Source organism: Streptomyces sp. NPDC005805 (genome assembly GCF_040630445.1).
Taxonomy (GTDB): Bacteria; Actinomycetota; Actinomycetes; order Streptomycetales; family Streptomycetaceae; genus Streptomyces.
In genome coordinates this window covers 38,386-57,800 of sequence record NZ_JBEXXN010000025.1, presented here as the reverse complement: position 1 = coordinate 57,800, position 19,415 = coordinate 38,386, and the positions used below count along the sequence as shown (strand labels likewise).

At 72.6% G+C, this 19,415-nt stretch carries 16 protein-coding genes; 15 read left to right on the top strand and 1 reads right to left on the bottom strand.

The window, feature by feature from the left end; translation table 11 throughout:
* Positions 1-107: 107 nt before the first annotated feature.
* The 11 genes from ABZ457_RS16510 to ABZ457_RS16460 all read left to right on the top strand — a co-directional run bounded on the left by ABZ457_RS16510 (position 108) and on the right by ABZ457_RS16460 (position 12,507).
* Complete coding sequence (locus ABZ457_RS16510) at positions 108-1,037, top strand: ABC transporter permease (protein WP_359158260.1); 930 nt, start codon at positions 108-110, stop codon at positions 1,035-1,037.
* Positions 1,030-1,998 carry an ABC transporter permease gene (locus ABZ457_RS16505; protein ID WP_359158259.1) on the top strand — a complete coding sequence of 323 codons (969 nt, stop codon included), beginning with the start codon at positions 1,030-1,032 and terminating at the stop codon, positions 1,996-1,998. The genes ABZ457_RS16510 and ABZ457_RS16505 overlap by 8 nt, the downstream gene beginning before the upstream one ends.
* Positions 1,999-2,009: 11 nt before the next feature.
* Positions 2,010-3,068, top strand: a complete 1,059-nt coding sequence (locus ABZ457_RS16500) for an ABC transporter ATP-binding protein (RefSeq protein WP_359158257.1) — start codon at positions 2,010-2,012, stop codon at positions 3,066-3,068.
* Positions 3,061-4,209 carry a dipeptide ABC transporter ATP-binding protein gene (locus ABZ457_RS16495; RefSeq protein WP_359158256.1) on the top strand — a complete coding sequence of 383 codons (1,149 nt, stop codon included), beginning with the start codon at positions 3,061-3,063 and terminating at the stop codon, positions 4,207-4,209. Before ABZ457_RS16500 ends, ABZ457_RS16495 begins: the two co-directional genes overlap by 8 nt.
* 166 nt (positions 4,210-4,375) lie before the next feature.
* A complete protein-coding gene (locus ABZ457_RS16490) occupies positions 4,376-5,347 on the top strand; it encodes a GNAT family N-acetyltransferase (protein WP_359158255.1) in 972 nt (323 codons plus the stop codon).
* Positions 5,348-5,415: 68 nt separating this feature from the next.
* Positions 5,416-7,047, top strand: a complete 1,632-nt coding sequence (locus tag ABZ457_RS16485; RefSeq protein ID WP_359158253.1) for an ABC transporter substrate-binding protein — start codon at positions 5,416-5,418, stop codon at positions 7,045-7,047.
* A gap of 111 nt (positions 7,048-7,158) precedes the next feature.
* Positions 7,159-8,082 (top strand): ABC transporter permease, encoded by a 924-nt coding sequence (locus tag ABZ457_RS16480; RefSeq protein ID WP_359158251.1) that lies wholly within the window; start codon positions 7,159-7,161, stop codon positions 8,080-8,082.
* The gene (locus ABZ457_RS16475; protein WP_359158249.1) at positions 8,075-9,061 is read left to right on the top strand and encodes an ABC transporter permease; all 987 of its coding nucleotides are present in this window, start codon (positions 8,075-8,077) and stop codon (positions 9,059-9,061) included. The genes ABZ457_RS16480 and ABZ457_RS16475 overlap by 8 nt, the downstream gene beginning before the upstream one ends.
* Before the next feature lie 12 nt (positions 9,062-9,073).
* The gene (locus ABZ457_RS16470; RefSeq protein WP_359158247.1) at positions 9,074-10,084 is read left to right on the top strand and encodes an ABC transporter ATP-binding protein; all 1,011 of its coding nucleotides are present in this window, start codon (positions 9,074-9,076) and stop codon (positions 10,082-10,084) included.
* The gene (locus ABZ457_RS16465; protein WP_359158246.1) at positions 10,077-11,120 is read left to right on the top strand and encodes a dipeptide ABC transporter ATP-binding protein; all 1,044 of its coding nucleotides are present in this window, start codon (positions 10,077-10,079) and stop codon (positions 11,118-11,120) included. The genes ABZ457_RS16470 and ABZ457_RS16465 overlap by 8 nt, the downstream gene beginning before the upstream one ends.
* Before the next feature lie 250 nt (positions 11,121-11,370).
* Entirely contained in the window at positions 11,371-12,507 is a 1,137-nt protein-coding gene (locus ABZ457_RS16460; RefSeq protein WP_359158244.1) for a hypothetical protein, read from the top strand.
* A gap of 21 nt (positions 12,508-12,528) precedes the next feature.
* Here ABZ457_RS16460 and ABZ457_RS16455 read toward each other — a convergent pair whose 3' ends face one another.
* Positions 12,529-14,706 (bottom strand): prolyl oligopeptidase family serine peptidase, encoded by a 2,178-nt coding sequence (locus tag ABZ457_RS16455; RefSeq protein WP_359158243.1) that lies wholly within the window; start codon positions 14,704-14,706, stop codon positions 12,529-12,531.
* A 179-nt stretch (positions 14,707-14,885) separates the two neighbouring features.
* On the opposite strand from ABZ457_RS16455, the gene ABZ457_RS16450 reads away from it, so the two are divergent.
* The 4 genes from ABZ457_RS16450 to ABZ457_RS16435 all read left to right on the top strand — a co-directional run bounded on the left by ABZ457_RS16450 (position 14,886) and on the right by ABZ457_RS16435 (position 18,903).
* Positions 14,886-15,080, top strand: a complete 195-nt coding sequence (locus tag ABZ457_RS16450; protein ID WP_018845651.1) for a hypothetical protein — start codon at positions 14,886-14,888, stop codon at positions 15,078-15,080.
* A gap of 28 nt (positions 15,081-15,108) precedes the next feature.
* Positions 15,109-16,074: an N-acetyl-1-D-myo-inositol-2-amino-2-deoxy-alpha-D-glucopyranoside deacetylase gene (gene mshB / locus ABZ457_RS16445; protein ID WP_359158240.1), complete on the top strand. Its 966-nt coding sequence runs from the start codon at positions 15,109-15,111 to the stop codon at positions 16,072-16,074.
* Complete coding sequence (locus tag ABZ457_RS16440; protein ID WP_359158239.1) at positions 16,071-16,481, top strand: DUF6113 family protein; 411 nt, start codon at positions 16,071-16,073, stop codon at positions 16,479-16,481. Before mshB ends, ABZ457_RS16440 begins: the two co-directional genes overlap by 4 nt.
* 232 nt (positions 16,482-16,713) lie before the next feature.
* Positions 16,714-18,903 (top strand): hypothetical protein, encoded by a 2,190-nt coding sequence (locus tag ABZ457_RS16435; RefSeq protein WP_359158237.1) that lies wholly within the window; start codon positions 16,714-16,716, stop codon positions 18,901-18,903.
* Positions 18,904-19,415 lie beyond the last annotated feature (512 nt).

Below are 19,415 nucleotides of genomic sequence, written 5' to 3'. Positions count from 1 at the left end.
TCGGCCGTCACCCGCCGCCGTCGGATCTCCGGCGGCGGCGGTCGTCCGGGGGCATTGCGCTGCACTGGCAATGCCCCTGGACGTGCTAACCCTTCACGGAGGCACCCATGGGGCGCTACGTCGCACGACGACTGCTCCAGATGATCCCGGTGTTCATCGGGTCAACCCTGCTGATCTTCCTCATGATGTACGCGCTCCCCGGCGACCCCGTCAGAGCGCTGGCAGGCGAACAGAACGTCGATCAGTCCCAGATCGACGCATTGAAGGCCCAGTACGGCCTCGACAAGCCGGTCTGGATCCAGTACGTCACCTACCTGGGCAACCTGCTCCAGGGTGACTTCGGAACCCAGATCGCCAGCCAGCGTCCCGTCGCCGACGTGATCGCCGAGGCGTACCCCGTGACGATCCAGCTCACGGTGTTCGCGTTCGTCTTCACGGTTGTGGCAGGCATCACCCTGGGTGTCCTCGCGGGCCTCAAGCCCGACACGCTGCGCGACCGCGGACTCCTCATTCTCACCCTGCTGCTGATCTCGGTCCCCTCCTTCGTGCTGGGCCGTATGTCGCAGTACTTCTTCGCCTTCGAGCTCGGCATCGTCGAGCCGAACGTCTCGCTCAACGAGGAGTGGAACGAGCTGCTGCTGCCGGCCTCGGTGCTGGCGGCCCTCTCCCTCGCGTACGTCGCGCGTCTGACGCGTACCTCGGTGGCCGAGAACCTGCGCAGCGACTACATGCGCACCGCCGTCGCCAAGGGACTTCCGCGCCGCCGCATCGTCGGTGTGCACCTGATGCGAAACTCGATGATCCCGGTCGTCACCTTCCTCGGCACCGACCTCGGCACCCTCATGGCGGGCGCGGTCGTCACCGAGGGCATCTTCAACATCCACGGCGTCGGCAGCCTCATCTTCGAGGCGCTGAGGCGGCGAGAGGGAGCCACGGTCGTCGGCGTCGTCACGCTGATCGTGCTCGTGTACCTCGTCTGCAGCCTGCTCGTCGACCTGCTTTACGCGGTCCTGGACCCGAGGATCCGGTATGCCTGAGAAGATCGCAGAGACCGCAGAGGGCCCCGCGAAGGTCACCACCGTCGCCGCGCCCGACACCGCGCTGGTCGCCGAAGCCGGACCGGCGCCGACGGGCAAGCCCCGCAGCCTCTGGTCCGACGCCTGGCGCGACCTGCGCCGCAGCCCGCTGTTCATCGTCTCCTCGGTGCTGATCCTGCTGCTGATCGTGATGGCGGCGGCCCCGGGCCTGTTCACGAGCGCCTCGCCGCGTGACGGCGACCTCGTCAACCACTACCTGCAGAAGCCCAACTGGGGGCACTTCTTCGCCCCCGACTGGTTCGGCTACGACATCCAGGGCCGTTCGATCTACGCCCGCGTGGTGCACGGCGCCCGTGCCTCGATCACCGTCGGCATCAGCGTGACCCTCATCGTCACCCTCGTCGGCGGCACCCTCGGCATGCTCGCCGGCTACTTCGGCGGCTGGCTGGACAGCCTGCTCTCCCGCCTCACCGACATCTTCTTCGGCATCCCGTTCCTGCTCGGCGCCATGGTCATCCTGACCAGCTTCGAGAAGCGTGCCGTGTGGACCGTCATCCTGGCCCTGTCGTTCCTCGGCTGGACCCAGATCGCCCGTGTCGCCCGCGGTGCGGTGATCACCGTCAAGCAGGCCGACTACGTGGTGGCGGCGCGCGCCCTGGGCGCGTCCACGACGCGCATCATGCTCCGGCACATCATGCCGAACGCCCTCGCGCCGGTGATCGTCGTCGCGACCATCGCGCTCGGCGGCTACATCGGCGCCGAGGCCACCCTGTCCTTCCTGGGCATCGGCCTCGCGGAGCCCACGGTCTCGTGGGGCATCGACGTCTCCGACGGCTTCGCCCAGATCCGCAACGCCGCCTATGTCCTGATCGTCCCCTCGGTGATGGTCTCGATCACGGTGCTCGCGTTCCTCATGTTCGGCGATGCGGTCCGCAACGCCCTCGACCCGAAGATGCGCTGAGGGAGGCGTACGTGACCACCATCGAGAAAACGGCGGACGTCCCGGCCCCGCGCAGCGCGGGCGACTTCGAGGGACCCCTGCTCGACGTGCGCGACCTGCACGTGGAGTTCCACACCCGCGACGGCGTCGCCAAGGCCGTCAACGGCGTCAACTACACGGTCTCCGCCGGTGAGACGCTCGCCGTCCTCGGCGAGTCCGGCTCCGGCAAGTCCGTGACGGCGCAGGCCATCATGGGCATCCTGGACATGCCCCCCGGCCGCATCCCCAAGGGCCAGGTGCTCTTCCGCGGCCAGGACCTGCTGACCATGTCAAACGAGGAGCGGCGGCGCATCCGCGGCTCGAAGATCGCGATGATCTTCCAGGATGCGCTCTCCTCCCTCAACCCCGTGCTCTCCGTGGGCTACCAGCTCGGCGAGATGTTCCGGGTGCACCAGGGCCTGAGCAAGAAGCAGGCCAAGGCGAAGGCCATCGAGCTGATGGACCGGGTCAAGATCCCCGCCGCCGCGGCGCGGGTCAACGACTACCCCCACCAGTTCTCCGGCGGTATGCGCCAGCGCATCATGATCGCCATGGCGCTGGCCCTGGAGCCGGACCTGATCATCGCCGACGAGCCCACCACGGCCCTCGACGTGACGGTCCAGGCGCAGGTCATGGACCTGCTCGCGGAGCTCCAGCGCGAGTACAACATGGGCCTCATCCTGATCACCCACGACCTCGGCGTGGTCGCCGACGTCGCGGACAAGATCGCCGTGATGTACGCGGGCCGGATCGTCGAGACCGCCCCCGTGTACGAGCTCTACAAGCGTCCGGCCCACCCCTACACCAAGGGCCTGCTGGACTCGATCCCTCGCCTCGACCAGAAGGGCCAGGAGCTCTACGCGATCAAGGGCCTGCCGCCCAACCTGCTCAAGATCCCCTCGGGCTGCGCCTTCAACCCGCGCTGCCCCAAGGCCGAGGACATCTGCCGCACCGACATCCCGGCGCTGCACCCGGTGACCGAGCAGGACGGCGCCGATCTGCCGGGCCGCGGCAGCGCGTGCCACTTCTGGAAGGAGACGATCCATGGCTGAGCTCAGGAAGACCGACGAGGCCGTGGACGCGACTCCGAACACGACGGCCGTCGACAGGGTGGACGCCCCGACCGAGGACGCGGCGGTCGCCGCGATCGAGGCGCCCGTCGGGCGCGGGGAGCCGATCCTCCAGGTCCGCAATCTGGTCAAGCACTTCCCGCTGACCCAGGGCATCCTCTTCAAGAAGCAGGTCGGCGCGGTCAAGGCCGTGGACGGCATCTCCTTCGACCTGTTCCAGGGCGAGACCCTGGGCATCGTGGGCGAGTCCGGCTGCGGCAAGTCGACCGTCGCCAAGCTGCTGATGACGCTGGAGCGGGCGACCGCCGGCGAGGTCTTCTACAAGGGCCAGGACATCACCAAGCTGTCGGGGCGCGCGCTCAAGGCCGTGCGCCGCAACATCCAGATGGTGTTCCAGGACCCGTACACCTCGCTCAACCCCCGTATGACGGTGGGCGACATCATCGGTGAACCCTTCGAGATCCACCCCGAGGTGGCGCCGAAGGGAGACCGGCGCAAGAAGGTGCAGGAGCTGCTGGAGGTCGTGGGTCTCAACCCCGAGTACATCCACCGCTACCCGCACCAGTTCTCCGGCGGCCAGCGCCAGCGCATCGGCATCGCCCGCGGCCTCGCGCTCAACCCGGAGATCATCATCTGCGACGAGCCGGTCTCCGCGCTCGACGTGTCCGTGCAGGCGCAGGTCATCAACCTGATGGAGAAGCTCCAGGACGAGTTCAACCTGTCCTATGTCTTCATCGCGCACGACCTGTCCATCGTCCGGCACATCTCGGACCGGGTCGGCGTGATGTACCTGGGCAAGATGGCCGAGATCGGCTCGGACGTCCAGATCTACGACCACCCGACGCACCCCTACACCCAGGCGCTGCTGTCGGCGGTCCCGGTCCCGGACCCGGAGTCCCGTGAGGGCCGCGAGCGGATCATCCTCACCGGTGACGTGCCCTCCCCGGCCAACCCGCCGTCGGGCTGCCGCTTCCGCACCCGCTGCTGGAAGGCCGAGGACAAGTGCGCCACCGAGGTGCCGCTGCTCGCGGTGCCGGAGCGGTTCAAGGGCCAGGACACCCCGGCCGCGCACGAGTCGGCGTGCCACTTCGCCGAGGAGAAGGACGTCGTCCACGCCGTCTGATCCGCCTCCCGAGCGCCGTACGCGCCCGTCCCGCCCCTCCGGCGGGGCGGGCGCGTCCGCGTCGGGGGCCAGTCCGGCGGGGCGTCCGCGTCCGGGTCCGTCCGTGCCACGGGCCGTCCCCGGAAAAGGCGTTGCGGCGGGCGGGCACGGCGCGAAGAGTGACGGCATGTCCCTCACCGTCCGCCCGGCGGCGCTCGCCGACGCCCCCGCGATACGCGACCTGATGAACGCCGTCGACCTCGTCGAGATCGGCCGCCCCGAGACCGATCTGCACACGGTGGAGGCGGACCTCGCCCACCCGGAGACCGACCTCGCCCGCGACACCTGGCTCCTGACCGACACCGACACCGACACCGGCGCCGAAGGCCCCGTGGGGTACGGCGTGATCTGGAGCGACTCCGGGCAGGGGGACATCGGCGTCGACCTCTACACCCTGCCCGGCCGCTCCGACGCGACCGCGCTGCTGCTGGAGCGGATCGAGGAACGGGCCGCGGAGGCGGCGGCCGGGGCCGGGGCGGCGCGGGCCGTCCTCCATCTGCACCTCAATGTGCGCCCCGCCCTGGACACCGGCCTGCTGACCGGCCGGGGCTGGCGGACCGTGCGGCGCCACCAGATCATGACCCGCCCGCTGTCGCCCGCCTCCGACACCCCGCCCGTCCCGCCCGCCGGGCTGACCCTGCGCGACTGCCGGGACGAGGCGGACCGCCGGCTCGCCCACGCCCTGGTCGAGGAGACCTTCGCCGAGCACTTCGACCACCACCCGCGCCCCTATGCCTCCTGGCTCGACGACATCGACGGCGCCCGGCTCGACTGGTCGCTGGTGTGGATCGCCTCGCTGCCCGGGGAGGGCGATGTCGCCGTCCTGCTCAGCCGGGACGACCGGGAGGCCATGGGCTGGATCCGCAACGTCGGAGTCGTCGGGCGCGCCCGGGGCCGGGGGATCGCCGGTCATCTGCTGCGCCACGCCTTCGCCGTCTACGCGGCCCGCGGCCGGGACACCATCGGCCTGGGCGTGGACACCGGCAACGAGACCCGCGCCCTCGCCCTGTACGAGGCGCACGGCATGACCCTGCACTACGCGGTGGACACCTGGGAGGTCACTCTTCCGGCGGCAGCGGGAGCCGCCCGGCCGCGCTGAGGGTGCGTCATGTCCTGTATGGGGTGATATTCGGTGCTACGTCAGGCCGAGGACACGGGAGGAACCCCATGCGTGGAGCCACGCACGCCCGATGGGCCGCTTGCGCGGTGGCCGTCGCACTCGCGGCGACCGGCTGCGGCGGTGGCGGAGGCGACAGCGGAGGGAGCGGCGCGGACGGGATCGTCAGCTCCTCCTGGAGCGACCCCCAGAACCCCCTGGAGCCGGCGAACACCAACGAGGTGCAGGGCGGCAAGGTCCTCGACATGATCTTCCGTGGTCTGAAGAAGTACGACCCCAAGACCGGCGCGGCCACCGACATGATGGCCGAGAGCATCGAGACCACGGACTCGACCAACTTCACCATCAAGATCAAGAACGGCTGGACCTTCAGCAACGGCGAGAAGGTCACCGCCAAGTCCTATGTGGACGCCTGGAACTACGGCGCCAACCTGCGCAACAACCAGAAGAACGCCTACTTCTTCGGCTACATCGACGGCTACGAGCAGGTCCACCCCGAGAGCGGCGACCCCACCGCCCAGACCCTGTCGGGGCTGAAGGTCGTCGACGACCTCACCTTCACGGTCAAGCTCAGCCAGAAGTTCTCCACCTGGCCCGACACCCTCGGCTACTCCGCCTTCGCCCCGCTGCCCCAGGCCTTCTTCGACGACCACGACGCCTGGGTGGCCAAGCCCGTCGGCAACGGCCCGTACACCCTCCAGTCGTACCAGAAGGGCAACCAGGCCCAGCTGCGGCGCTGGGACGACTACCCCGGCCCGGACAAGGCGCAGAACGGCGGGATCGACCTCAAGGTCTACACCGACAACAACACCGCCTACACCGACCTGATCGCCGGCAACCTCGACCTCGTCGACGACGTCCCCGCCTCCCAGCTCAAGAACGTGCAGGCCGACCTCGGCGACCGCTACATCAACACCCCCGCCGGCATCATCCAGACCCTCGCCTTCCCGTTCTACGACGACGCCTGGAACACCCCGGACGGCGCCAAGCTGCGCACCGGGCTCTCCCGCGCGATCAACCGCGAGCAGATCACCCAGACGATCTTCCAGAACACCCGCACCCCCGCCAAGGACTGGACCTCCCCGGTCCTCGGCGCGGACGGCGGCTTCGACGACACCCTCTGCGGCGACGCCTGCGAGTACGACCCGGCCGCGGCGAAGCAGCTGATCGAGGAGGGCGGCGGTCTTCCCGGCGGCCAGGTGCGGCTCACCTACAACGCGGACACCGGCTCCCACCGGGACTGGGTCGACGCCGTCTGCAACTCCATCAACAACGCCCTCGGCAACGACAAGGCGTGCGTCGGCAACCCGGTCGGCACCTTCGCCGACTTCCGCAACCAGATCGGCGAGCAGAAGATGCCCGGCCCGTTCCGCGCGGGCTGGCAGATGGACTACCCGCTGATCCAGAACTTCCTCCAGCCGCTCTACTACACCAACGCCTCGTCCAACGACGGCAAGTGGTCCAACGAGCGCTTCGACGACCTGGTCGACCAGGCCAACGCCGAGAGCGACACCGCGAAGGCGGTCGACCTGTTCAAGCAGGCCGAGGAGGTCGTCCGCGACCAGATGGCGGCCATCCCGCTCTGGTACCAGAACGGCAGCGCCGGCTACTCGGAGCGGATCTCCAACGTGGCCCTGAACCCGTTCAGCGTCCCCGTCTACAACGAGATCAAGGTCAACTGACGGCGGAAGCCACCCGGCCCGGCGACGCGCACCGCGAGCGCCGGGCCGCACCCCTTCCCGGGACCTCCTGCCGGAGACCCCCGCCTCCCGCGACGACCCCCGGAGCGCTTCATGGGACGCTATGTGATCCGGCGTCTGCTGCAGATGATCCCGGTCTTCTTCGGCACGACGCTGCTGATCTTCCTGATGGTCAACGTCATGGGCGACCCGGTCGCCGGCCTCTGCGGCGACCGGCAGTGCGACCCCGCGACCGCCGCCCAGCTGCGCAAGGAGTTCGGCCTCGACAAGCCCGTGTGGCAGCAGTACCTGACCTACATGGGCAACGTCTTCACCGGCGACTTCGGCACCGCCTTCAACGGGCAGCCGGTCACCGAGCTGATGGGCGAGGCGTTCCCGGTCACCATCCGGCTCACCCTGGTCGCCATCTTCTTCGAGATCCTGATCGGCATCAGCCTCGGCGTCGTCACCGGACTGCGCCGCGGCCGGCCCGTGGACACCGGGGTGCTGATCCTGACCCTGGTCGTCATCGCCGTCCCCACCTTCGTCACCGGCCTGATCGTCCAGCTGGTGCTGGGCATCAAATGGGGCTGGATCGACCCCTCGGTCTCCTCCGACGCCCGGCTCGACGAACTGCTGGTGCCCGGCCTGGTGCTCGCCTCCGTCTCGCTCGCCTATGTCACCCGCCTCACCCGCACCTCGATCGCGGAGAACCTGCGGGCCGACTACGTACGCACCGCCAAGGCCAAGGGCCTGCCCCGGGGGCGGGTCATCCGGCGGCACCTGCTGCGCAACTCGCTCATCCCCGTGGTCACCTTCATCGGCACCGACGTGGGCGCCCTGATGGGCGGGGCCATCGTCACCGAGCGCATCTTCAACATCCACGGCGTCGGCTACCAGCTCTACCAGGGCATCCTGCGCCAGAACTCGCAGACCGTGGTCGGCTTCGTGACCGTGCTGGTCATCGTCTTCCTGCTGGCGAACCTGCTGGTCGACCTCCTGTACGCCGTTCTCGACCCGAGGATCCGCTATGCCTGAGCAGCAGCCTCCCTACGAGGACAATGCGATCGCCCCCACCGGCGCCGGCGGGGCCGCCGACCTCGCGATGAGCGAGGGCGAGACCCTGGAGAAGGCACCCGGCGGCGGCCCGCTCGGCACCGGCCCGTCCGGCAAGCCGCGCAGCCTCTGGTCCGACGCCTGGCGGGGCCTGCGGCGCAACCCCGTCTTCATCGTCTCCGCCTTGGTGATCCTCTTCCTGGTCGTCATCTCGATCTGGCCCTCGCTGATCGCCTCCGGAAACCCGCTGAGCTGCGACCTCGCCAAGGCGCAGCAGGGCTCCCAGCCCGGGCACCCCTTCGGCTTCAACGGCCAGGGCTGCGACGTCTACACCCGTACCGTCTACGGCGCCCGGACCTCGGTGACCGTCGGGGTCTGCGCCACCCTCGGGGTGGCGATCCTCGGCTCGGTCCTCGGCTCGCTCGCCGGGTTCTTCGGGGGCTCCTCGGACGCGATCCTCTCCCGGCTCACCGACATCTTCTTCGGCATCCCGGTGGTCCTCGGCGGTCTCGTCCTGCTCTCCGTGGTCACCTCCACCACGGTGTGGCCGGTGGTCGGCTTCATGGTGCTGCTCGGCTGGCCGCAGCTCTCCCGGATCGCCCGCGGCGCCGTGATCACCGCCAAGCAGAACGACTACGTGCAGGCCGCCCGCGCGCTCGGGGCGTCCAACACCCGGATGCTGCTGCGGCACATCGCGCCCAACGCGATCGCCCCCGTCATCGTGGTCGCGACCATCGCGCTCGGCACCTACATCTCGCTGGAGGCGACCCTGTCCTACCTCGGCGCCGGACTGAAGCCCCCGACCGTTTCCTGGGGCATCGACATCTCCTCCGCGTCCCCCTACATCCGCAACGCCCCGCACATGATGCTCTGGCCGGCCGGCGCGCTGGCGGTCACGGTGCTCGCGTTCATCATGCTCGGCGACGCGGTGCGCGACGCCCTCGACCCCAAGCTGCGTTAGGTGGTGCCCGCCATGTCCGTGACGCCCGCGGCGCCCGGCGCGTCGGAGCCGCTGCTCGACGTCCGGGATCTGCACGTCGAGTTCCACACCCGGGACGGGGTCGCCAAGGCCGTCAACGGGGTCGACTACACCGTCTCCGCCGGGGAGACCCTCGCCGTGCTGGGCGAGTCCGGCTCCGGCAAGTCGGTCACCGCCCAGGCGATCATGGGCATCCTCGACATGCCCCCCGGCCGGATCGCCGGCGGCGAGATCCTCTTCAAGGGGCGCGACCTGCTCAGGCTGGGCGAGGACGAGCGGCGCAGGATCCGGGGCGCCGAGATGGCCATGATCTTCCAGGACGCCCTCTCCTCGCTGAACCCGGTCCTGACCGTGGGCGACCAGCTCGGCGAGATGTTCACCGTCCACCAGGGCCTGTCCCGCAAGGACGCGAAGGCCCGGGCGGTCGAGCTGATGGACCGGGTCCGCATCCCGGCCGCCCGGGAACGCGTCGGGCAGTACCCGCACCAGTTCTCCGGCGGTATGCGCCAGCGCATCATGATCGCGATGGCGCTCTCCCTCGAACCGGACCTGATCATCGCGGACGAGCCCACCACCGCCCTGGACGTCACCGTGCAGGCCCAGGTCATGGACCTGCTGGCGGAACTCCAGCGGGAGCTGGACATGGGGCTCATCCTGATCACCCACGACCTCGGGGTGGTCGCCGACGTCGCCGACAAGATCGCCGTGATGTACGCGGGCCGGATCGTCGAGTCCGCCCCCGTCCACGACATCTACAAGGCCCCCGCCCACCCGTACACCAAGGGCCTGCTGGAGTCGATCCCGCGGCTCGACCAGAAGGGCCGGGAGCTGTACGCGATCAAGGGCCTGCCGCCCAACCTGCTGGACATCCCGCCCGGCTGCGCCTTCAACCCCCGCTGTCCGATGGCCCAGGACGTCTGCCGCACCGATGTGCCGCCGCTGTACGAGGTGGACGCGGACCGCCGCAGCGCCTGCCACTTCTGGGAGGCGACCCTCCATGGCTGAGGCGATCCTGGAGGTCCGCGACCTCGTCAAGCACTACCCGCTCACCCGGGGCATCCTCTTCAAGAAGCAGATCGGCGCGGTGAAGGCGGTCGACGGCGTCGACATCGACCTGATGGCCGGTGAGACCCTGGGCATCGTGGGGGAGTCGGGCTGCGGCAAGTCCACCCTCGCCCGGATGCTCGTCCACCTGGAACGGCCCACCGCGGGCGTGATCCGCTACAAGGGCGAGGACATCACCAAGCTGTCGGGGCGGGCGCTCAAGGCGGTGCGCCGGAACATCCAGATGGTGTTCCAGGACCCCTACACCTCCCTCAACCCCCGGATGACGGTCGGCGACATCATCGGGGAGCCCTTCGAGATCCACCCCGAGGTGGCGCCCAAGGGGGACCGCCGCAAGAAGGTGCAGGACCTCCTCGACGTGGTCGGGCTCAACCCCGAGTACATCAACCGCTATCCGCACCAGTTCTCCGGCGGGCAGCGCCAGCGCATCGGCATCGCCCGCGGGCTGGCCCTCCAGCCCGAGATCATCGTCGCCGACGAGCCGGTGTCCGCCCTCGACGTCTCGGTGCAGGCGCAGGTCGTCAACCTGCTGGACCGGCTGCAGAGCGAGTTCTCGCTCTCCTACGTCTTCATCGCGCACGACCTGTCGATCGTCCGGCACATCTCGGACCGGGTGGGCGTCATGTACCTCGGGAAGGTGGTGGAGATCGGCCGGGACGCCGAGATCTACGACCACCCCACCCACCCGTACACCCAGGCCCTGCTCTCCGCCGTGCCGGTGCCCGACCCGGAGGCCCGCGCCCACCGGGAGCGGATCATCCTCACGGGTGATGTGCCGTCACCGACGAACATCCCGTCCGGCTGCCGTTTCCGCACCCGCTGCTGGAAGGCGCAGGAACGGTGCGCCCAGGAAGTGCCGTTGCTGGCCGTCCCCGCCCATCTGCGGGACGCGCCCGGACCGGTGCGGCACCCGTCCGCCTGTCACTTCGCGGAGGAGCGGCATGTGGTGCCGAGTGGGGACGGCCGGGAGGGCTGACCGGGGGCCGGTCCGGGCACGGTGGGGCCCCGGGACGGTTAACACGGAGGCAACCCGGCCGACGCCGCTCCGATATACGGACGCGGCACGCTGAGCAGCGTACGGCCGTGCGGGTGCCGTTGGGCCGGCCGGGAGCCTCGCCATGTGGCTCCCGGCCGGTCACCCGCCCCGCCTGTCACAGGAGTTGACCGCCGAGTCGTGTCCGGCGGCCCCCTTGTCGGCCCTCCGGGGCGCGGGCAGGATCGAGGACGTGACTCTTTCGCGGGGGGCCCGGATCACCGGAGCGGCGCTCGCCGTGCTCCTCGCGCTGATCACCGCCGCCTGGATCGGACGGGACCTCCAGGCCGCCGGCGACCCCGCCGCCCTGTGGCGGCACTGGACGGGAGCGCCGCCGCTCGGCAGCCCGCTGGTCACCACGATCGTCGAACCCACCCTCCTCCTGCTCTACGCGGCGGTCGCGGTCGCCGCCCTCCGCTCGGCGGTCGCCGCCTCGGCGCTGGTGGCCGCCGCCCTGGTCACCCTCGCCGTCCGGCTCCCCGCCCTATGGGTGCTCACCGCCTCCTACATGGACCTCCAGGCCACCGGCGAACTGCGCGCCCGTGCCCTGTGGACCGCCTTCGCCGCCCTCGGGCTCGGCACCGGGCTGATCGTGACGGCCGTGGCGGGCCGCCGGCCCGCGGGCGCCCATCTCCACGAGGACGGCTGGTCGCCGCGCACCCGCGGCGGGGCGGAGCGGCTGACCCCGACCCGGCCCGCGCACGGCACCGGCGTCCTCGCCTTCCTGCTCCTCGGCACGGCCGCCGCGGTCACCCTCGCCTGGCAGGTGCGCTGGGCGTACGTCCTGGGCGCGGAGACCTGGCTGGATCTGTTCACCGGCGGGGCGCGGGCCCCGGTCCTGCTCCTGGAGCCGCCCTCGGCGTGGCTCGCCCTGACCGTCGCCCTCCTCGCCCTGGTCGCGGGCGGTGGGGGAGTCGTCCGGGCCGTGCACACCCGGCCGCTGGGCGCGGCGGTGGCCGGGCTGCTGTGCGCGCACGGGGTGGCGCAGACCGGGCTCTTCGTCCGGCAGGGGGTCTTCGGGGAGTTCGGGGCGATCTCCCTGGAGCGTCAACTCCTCGTCGCCACCGCGCTGTTCGAGCTGGGGGCCGGGGCCCTGCTGGTGGTCCTGCTGGTGCGGCGGGGCGAGGAGCTGCCGGACGGCGGCGCCTGGGCGGGCGGCGGCCCGGACACGGGCGGCCCCGGCGGCTACGGGTACCCGCCGGCCACGGCGTACGGCCATCCGCCCGCGCCGGGCTACGGCCACCCGCCCCGGACCGGGCCCGACCAGGCGCCCCCGCCGGGCTACGGGTACCCGCCCGCGCCGCCCACCTCGCGGCCGCCCGGCTGGTGAGCGGGCGGCCGCGCGGGCGGATCAGCGCGGCAGGCCCAGCGACCGCTTGAGGAAGTCGACCTGGAGCAGCAGCAGGTTTTCGGCCACCTGCTCCTGCGGGGTCATATGCGTCACCCCGGTCAGCGGCAGCACCTCGTGCGGGCGCCCGGCGGAGAGCAGGGCGGAGGACAGCCGCAGGGCGTGCGCCACCACCACGTTGTCGTCCGCCAGGCCGTGGACGATCAGCATCGGCCGGTGCGGGGTCTCGGCCACCGTCAGACCGTCGTCCCCGACCAGGGAGTTGGCCGTGTAGACCTCCGGCCGCTCGTGCGGGTCGCCGAGGTACCGCTCCGTGTAGTGGGTGTCGTACAGCCGCTGGTCGGTCACGGGGGCGCCGACGACGGCCGCGTGGAACACGTCCGGACGGCGCAGGGCCGCCATGCCCGCCAGATAGCCGCCGAAGGACCAGCCGCGGATGGCCACCCGCTCCAGGTCCAGGGGGAAGGACTTGGCGAGCGCCTGCAGGGCCTCCACCTGGTCGTCGAGGATCAGCCCGAAGTCGCCGCCGATCGCCTTCTCCCAGCCCGGGGACCGGCCCGGTGCCCCGCGCCCGTCCGCCACCACCACCGCGAAGCCCTGGTCGGCGAACCACTGCGCGGTCAGATGGGCGTGGTGCGCGGCGAGCACCCGGCGGCCGTGCGGGCCGCCGTAGGGGTCCATCAGCACCGGCAGCGGGCCGTCGCCCTCCCGGTGGCCGGACGGCAGCAGCACCGCGCACGGGATACGGCGCGGTCCGGCCTCCACCAGGAGCGGCCGGGCGGTCAGCGCGGGGCGTTCCGCGTACGAGGCGACGACGGCGATCTGCTCGCCGTCCCGCAGCACCCGCGCGGTGGTGCCGCTCGCGTCGGGGCGGGCGGAGGCGAGGACGGTGACGGCGCCCGAGCGGACCGCGGTGTGCACCCCGGGGCCGTCGGAGACCCGCCGCGGGCCGTCGTCCCCGACCCGGTAGATGTGGATCTCGCCGGTCTCCGGGGCGGCGGCGCTCTCGCCCGCGCTCGCGGAGACCAGGACGTCGTCCTCCCCGAGGTCGAGGATCGCGCGCAGATGGAGGTCCGGGCCGGTGAGCACCCGGTCGCCGGCCGCCAGCACCCGGGCGTCGTCCAGGTCGGCGATCCGGACCAGTCGGGAGGCGTCCCCGGCGCCGGCGTCCGTGTCCGTGTCCGTGCCGGGAGCGGCGGGCCGCCAGGCGGGGGCGCCGGGGAAGAGTTCCAGCCACGCCGGGTCCTCCTCCACGAGCACCGGACGGGTGGCCCCCGTCTCCGGATCGGCCGCCAGGTTGACCTGGGTGCGCTGGTCCCGCGACTGCACCAGCAGCAGCGGGGGCCCGGCGGCCGACCAGTGCACCCGGGCCAGGTACGGGTAGCGCTCCCGGTCCCAGACGATCTCGGTGCGCTCCCCGTCCAGGGCCACGGCGAACAGCCGCACCTCCGCGTTGGGCGTCCCGGCCGCCGGGTACGCGATCTCGGCGGGCCTGCGGTCCGGGTGGGCCGGGTCGCTGATCCACCAGCGCCGCACCTCGCTGTCGTCCACCCGCGCGACCAGCAGCCGGTCCGAGTCCGGGGACCACCAGAAGCCGCGCGAGCGGCCCATCTCCTCCGCGGCGACGAACTCGGCCAGCCCGAAGGTCACTCCGGGGCCGTCCGGCTCCGCCAGCGCCCGGTCGCCGCCGCCCTCGGCGCCCGTGACGCGCAGGGCGCCGCCCGCCGCGTAGGCGACGTACCGGCCGTCCGGCGACGGCCGGGGGTCGATCACCGGTCCGGCGACGGGCAGTTCACGGGCCGTGCCGGCGCGCAGCTCGGCCGTGAACAGCCGGCCGGACAGGGCGAAGGCCGCCAACTCGGCCGCCCCGTCCACCGCGTACTCCACGACCCCGGCCGAGCCCTCCCGGCTGCGCTCCCGCCGGGCCCGCTCCTCGGCGGGCAGGTCCTCCTCCGAACCGGCCGCCAGCTCCCGGGGGTCGGCGGCGATCCGCTCCCGCGGAACCGGGCCGTCCAGGTCCAGCACCCACAGCAGTCCGGTCCGGTCGGTGCCCGAGGCGGACCGCAGGAAGACCACCCGGGAGCCGTCCGGGGAGACGGTGAAGGCACGGGGGGCTCCCAGGGTGAACCGCTGGGTCCGCGCCGACTGACGCGGGAAGGAGAGCTGTTGCGTCGCTGTCATGGAGCGAACCTATGACACCGCGCCCGAGCGCGTGCGCCCCCGCGTGCTGCCGTGCACCGATCGATGCGTGGGCACGGATAGTTATGATCCGTAGCACAAGGTGGGTATGAACCTGCCGGCACATGCAACGGGACCGTCCCTACCGAATATCCGTCGAACTTCTGTGGAGGTGAACCGCCGTGGCACTCTCGATTTCGGCGGTGGTGCTGCTGGCGATCGTCGTCTTCCTGCTGATCCGGAAATCCGGGTTGAAGGGCGGGCATGCGGTGGTCTGCGTGTTGCTCGGGTTCTACCTCGCCAGTTCCTCGATCGCCCCGACGATCAGCGAGCTGACCACCAACGTGGCGGGAATGATCGGCGGGCTGAAGTTCTGACCGGGCCCCCTCGCTCTACCCTGGGCCCATGAAGGATCTCCCCGCCCGCCGTCTGCTCCTGGTGCACGCGCACCCGGACGACGAGTCGATCACCAACGGCGCCACGATGGCGCGGTACGCGGCAGCCGGTGCCCACGTCACCCTGGTGACCTGCACCCTCGGCGAGGAGGGGGAGGTCGTCCCGGACTCCCTCGCCCACCTCGCGCCCGACCGGGAGGACCGGCTCGGTCCCCACCGGGCCGGGGAGCTGGCGGAGGCGATGCGGGAGCTCGGCGTCACCGACCACCGCTTCCTCGGCGGACAGGGCCGGTTCCGGGACTCCGGGATGATGGGCGTCCCGCAGAACCACCGCGCGGGCGCCTTCTGGAACGCGGAGGTGGACGAGGCCGCCGCGTACCTCGTGGAGGTGATCCGCTCGGTGCGGCCGCAGGTCCTGGTGACCTACGACCCCCGCGGCGGCTACGGGCACCCGGACCACATCCAGGCGCACCGGGTCGCGACGCGGGCCGTGGACCTCGCGGCGGAGCGCGCCTACCGCCGCGACCTCGGCGCCCCGCACACCGTCGCCAAGGTCTACTGGAACCGGGTGCCCCGCTCCGTGGCCGAGGACGCCTTCGCCCGGCTGCGCGCCGAGGCGCCGGACCGCTTCCCGGGCGTCGCGGCGATCGGGGACGTGCCCGGAGTCGTGGACGACGCCCTGGTCACCACGGAGATCGACGGCACCGCGTACGCGGACCGCAAGGCCGCGGCGATGCGTGCCCATCTCACCCAGATCACCGTGGACGGGGCGTACTTCGCGCTCTCCAACGATCTGGGGCAGCCCCTGTTCACCACCGAGTACTACCAGTTGGCGGCCGGCGCCCCGGGGGAGACGGAGGGCGGGCGCGAGCGCGACCTGTTCGCCGGAATCGCCGGACTCGACCCGATCGCGGCCGGGGCGGGGAGCGCCGCCGGGCGTGAGGGACTTGGGGAGATTTCCGGAGGCGCGTCGTGACCGGGCCCTCCGCACCGGGTTCGTTCCTCGCGGGTCCTGTGAAGCCCGCGCGGATCGCCGCGTACGCCGGGCTGCTGGTGCTCGGCGCGCTCGTCGCCGTCGCCGGATCGCTCGTCCAAGGGGCCTGGTTCCCGGGCGGGTTGGCCGTCGCCCTGCTGGGGACGGGCGGTCTCTTCGCGGGCGCCCGCCGGGCCACCGGGACACAGCTCGGCGTGGTCTGGCCGGCCGTCGGCTGGCTGCTCACCATCGTGCTGCTGAGCATCGGACGGCCCGAGGGGGACGCCCTGTTCCCGGCCGGGATCGGGCCGCTGGTCTTCATGCTCGGCGGTACGGTCATGGCTGTGATGTGTGCCACCATGCAGCGGCCGCCGGGGACGGGCGGCGGTGCGCGGCCACTTGGCCGGTAACGGGCCGTCGGCCGCGTGCGCGCACCCTGGTCGCGCCGGTGGTCCCGGCCGGCCGGGACGCCCGTGAACTGGCCGTGCGCGGACGGCCCGCCGCGCACGGACGGGTACCGCTTCCCCTGGTCCCCGGGTGTCCGTCGGCACCGGACAGTATGGTGGTGCGCGCCGCCGAGCCGCCCGCAGCAGATGCTGTCCAGTAAGAACGGGGCGGCGACGCCAACCGGGAGAACCTGCTTTGAGTCGTGAAACTGACAGCTCCTCCTCCGGCCCCCAGGGGCGCGGTGGAGCCGCGTACCCCTCGGGAACCCCGCCGTACGGGTCCCGCCAGTATCCGTCGCTGCATCCGCAGGACGACCGGAACGCACCGGACGCCGACGCGGCGCCCGAGCAGCCCGACGAGCCCAGGACCGAGACGACGCTGACGACCCGGATCCGGATCAACATCCCCGGGTCGCGGCCCATCCCGCCGGTCGTGATGCGCACCCCGATGAGCGAGACGGACGTGGCCGCGCGGGGCGCGGGCGGGTCCGGTGGCGGGGCGGCCGCGTCCGGCGGCGAGCGGGAGAGCGGGCGCACCGGCAGCACTCCGCGGCCCGACGCGTCCGGGGGCGGCGCCGCGGGCGCGGCCTCCGGGAGTGCTCCGGCGGGCGGGGAGAAACCCCCGACCAGCGACTGGTTCGCGCCACGGAAGCCCGCCGCGGCGGCGCCCCCGCAGGGCGCGGGCGCTGCGCCCGGCGGCCCGGGCCCGAACGGTGTGCCCCCCGGCGGGGAGCCGCCCCGCAGGTCCGGGCTGGCGGACCTCGCCGACGCCGAGGCGGCACCCGGCCTGCCGACCCGTCCGCGGGCCGGCGCCCCCGAGGACCCGCTGCGCGGCACCGGGCCCAACCCGATCCTGGCGCAGGGCGGGCCGGGCGGCCCCGGTGCGCCCGGCGGCCCGGGCCTGCCGCGGCGCGGTGACGGTCCGGGCGCGCGGGACGGCTTCGCCCCGGCCGAAGGCTTCGCGCCCGGCGACGGTTTCGCGCCGCCCGGGCACGGCACCCCGCCGCACGGCACCCGGCGTCCCGGCGGCGGCCCCGCCGGTCCGGCCGGCCCGACGACGGGTCCGGCCACCGGCGACATGCCGTTCGGCCCCGGGCCGGGCGGACCGGGCGGTCCCGCCGGTGGCCCGCCGCGGCTGTCCGACGACACCGCCGTGCTGACCCCGCAGCGTCCCTCCCCGGAGCCTCCCGTCGGCGGCCATGTCTCGGGCGACACCCTCACCAGCGGCATCCCCGTGGTGCCGGGCGACGGGCCCCGCTCGCCGTTCCCGTCCTCCGGACCCGCGCGCACCCGAGGTGGCGCGCCGGGCTCCGACGCGGGCTACTCCGCGCCGGAGTTCCCGGCCGGTCCGGGCGGCGGCCCGGCGGGTCCCGCCGGGCCCGTCTCGGCGGCGGACGACGACGAGCCGGCGCCCCGCCCCGCCCCCGCGCGGCCCGCGAAGAAGGGCCGCTCCAAGCTGGTGCTGGCCGGTGCGGGCGTGGTCGGGCTGCTCGGCATCGCGTACGGGGCCGGTCTGCTGCTCAACCACTCCGACGTGCCGAAGAGCACCACGGTCCTGGGCGTCGACATCGGCGGCGGGACCCGGGACGAGGCGGTCAACAAGCTCGACTCCGAGCTGGGCGACCGGGCGGCGGGGACGATGCAGCTCTCGGTCGGCGGCAAGAAGGCGGAACTCGCCCCGGACAAGGCGGGGCTGTCCCTGGACAGTCAGGCGACCGTCCGCGGGGCTGCGGGCAGCGACTACAACCCGGTCTCGGTGATCGGCTCCCTCTTCGGGGGCGAGCGGGTGGCCCAGCCGGTGATCGTCGTCGACGAGGAGAAGCTGGCCGTCGCCCTCGCGGACCTGGCGGGCTCCGCCGGTTCCGCGAGCGAGGGCACGATCCGCTTCGAGCCGGGCCGTGCGGTGGCCGTGCCGGGCAAGCCGGGGGAGACCCTGGACGTCCAGCGCTCGATGATCAGCGTCAAGGACGCGTACCGGGCCCAGGTCGAGACGGGCAAGCCCAATGTGGTGACCCTGCCCGCCGCCACCCGTGAACCCACCATCAGCCAGGCGGAGATCGACCGGGCGATGAAGGAGTTCGCGGAGCCGGCGATGTCCGGACTGATCACGGTCCAGGCGGGCGGCAAGCAGATCCAGTTCGGCCCGGCCAAGTCCCTGCCGAAGATCCTCTCGATGCGTCCCGTCGAGGGGAAGCTCGTCGAGCACTACGACAAGGCGGCGATCGAGCAGCTCCTGGAGGGCGTGTTCGACGGCATCACCATCACCAAGGCCGACGGCAAGCAGCACCCGGTCAGCGCGGACGACGTGGCCCAGGCGATGGGCCCCGCGCTCCGTGGCAAGACCCCGGCGGAACGCACCGCGATCATCGACCTCGACCCGAGCTGACGCGGGGGCCCTCCGGGCCCGCGTCCCGGCCCCTGCCCCGGCCACCAGGCCGGGGCAGGGGCTGTCGGCGTGCGCCGGGTGCCGCGTGCTCGCGGCGCACCGCCCAGCGGCCGGTGCCGGCGGGCGCGGCCCGGCGGGCGCTTCGTCGCGTGGGCGGGCCGCGTTCGGGGGCGCTGCGGCCCGGCACCCGGTTCCGGGCCGGGGAAGGCAGGCCGGCGGGCGTCACGCCGTCGGTTCGGGCGGAACGGCCCGGTGCGGCGGCGGAGTGCTCGCGCGCTTGCGCGGCGGCGAGGCGCTCCGGGTGCGTCGGGCGGCCCCGGCCGCCGATCGCGGGTTCGCGGCGGAACGACCCCGCGCGCGGCCCGCTCCGGGGAGGACGTCCCCCGCGCGCGGCCCGCTCCCAGAACAGCGGGTTCTCGGGCGACCAGGGCAGGAACGGCCCCGCCCGCTCCAGGGAGAACGCCCTCCGCGCGGCCCGGTCCCGGATCGGCCCCCCGCGGCCCGGTCCGGGG

Coding starts and splice junctions, on each gene's coding strand:
- ABZ457_RS16470 (WP_359158247.1), top strand. CDS start 9,074: ATGTCCGTGACGCCCGCGGCGCCCGGCGCGTCGGAGCCGCTGCTCGAC.
- ABZ457_RS16455 (WP_359158243.1), bottom strand. CDS start 14,706: ATGACAGCGACGCAACAGCTCTCCTTCCCGCGTCAGTCGGCGCGGACC.
- mshB (WP_359158240.1), top strand. CDS start 15,109: ATGAAGGATCTCCCCGCCCGCCGTCTGCTCCTGGTGCACGCGCACCCG.
- ABZ457_RS16490 (WP_359158255.1), top strand. CDS start 4,376: ATGTCCCTCACCGTCCGCCCGGCGGCGCTCGCCGACGCCCCCGCGATA.
- ABZ457_RS16475 (WP_359158249.1), top strand. CDS start 8,075: ATGCCTGAGCAGCAGCCTCCCTACGAGGACAATGCGATCGCCCCCACC.
- ABZ457_RS16495 (WP_359158256.1), top strand. CDS start 3,061: ATGGCTGAGCTCAGGAAGACCGACGAGGCCGTGGACGCGACTCCGAAC.
- ABZ457_RS16465 (WP_359158246.1), top strand. CDS start 10,077: ATGGCTGAGGCGATCCTGGAGGTCCGCGACCTCGTCAAGCACTACCCG.
- ABZ457_RS16510 (WP_359158260.1), top strand. CDS start 108: ATGGGGCGCTACGTCGCACGACGACTGCTCCAGATGATCCCGGTGTTC.
- ABZ457_RS16480 (WP_359158251.1), top strand. CDS start 7,159: ATGGGACGCTATGTGATCCGGCGTCTGCTGCAGATGATCCCGGTCTTC.
- ABZ457_RS16505 (WP_359158259.1), top strand. CDS start 1,030: ATGCCTGAGAAGATCGCAGAGACCGCAGAGGGCCCCGCGAAGGTCACC.
- ABZ457_RS16485 (WP_359158253.1), top strand. CDS start 5,416: ATGCGTGGAGCCACGCACGCCCGATGGGCCGCTTGCGCGGTGGCCGTC.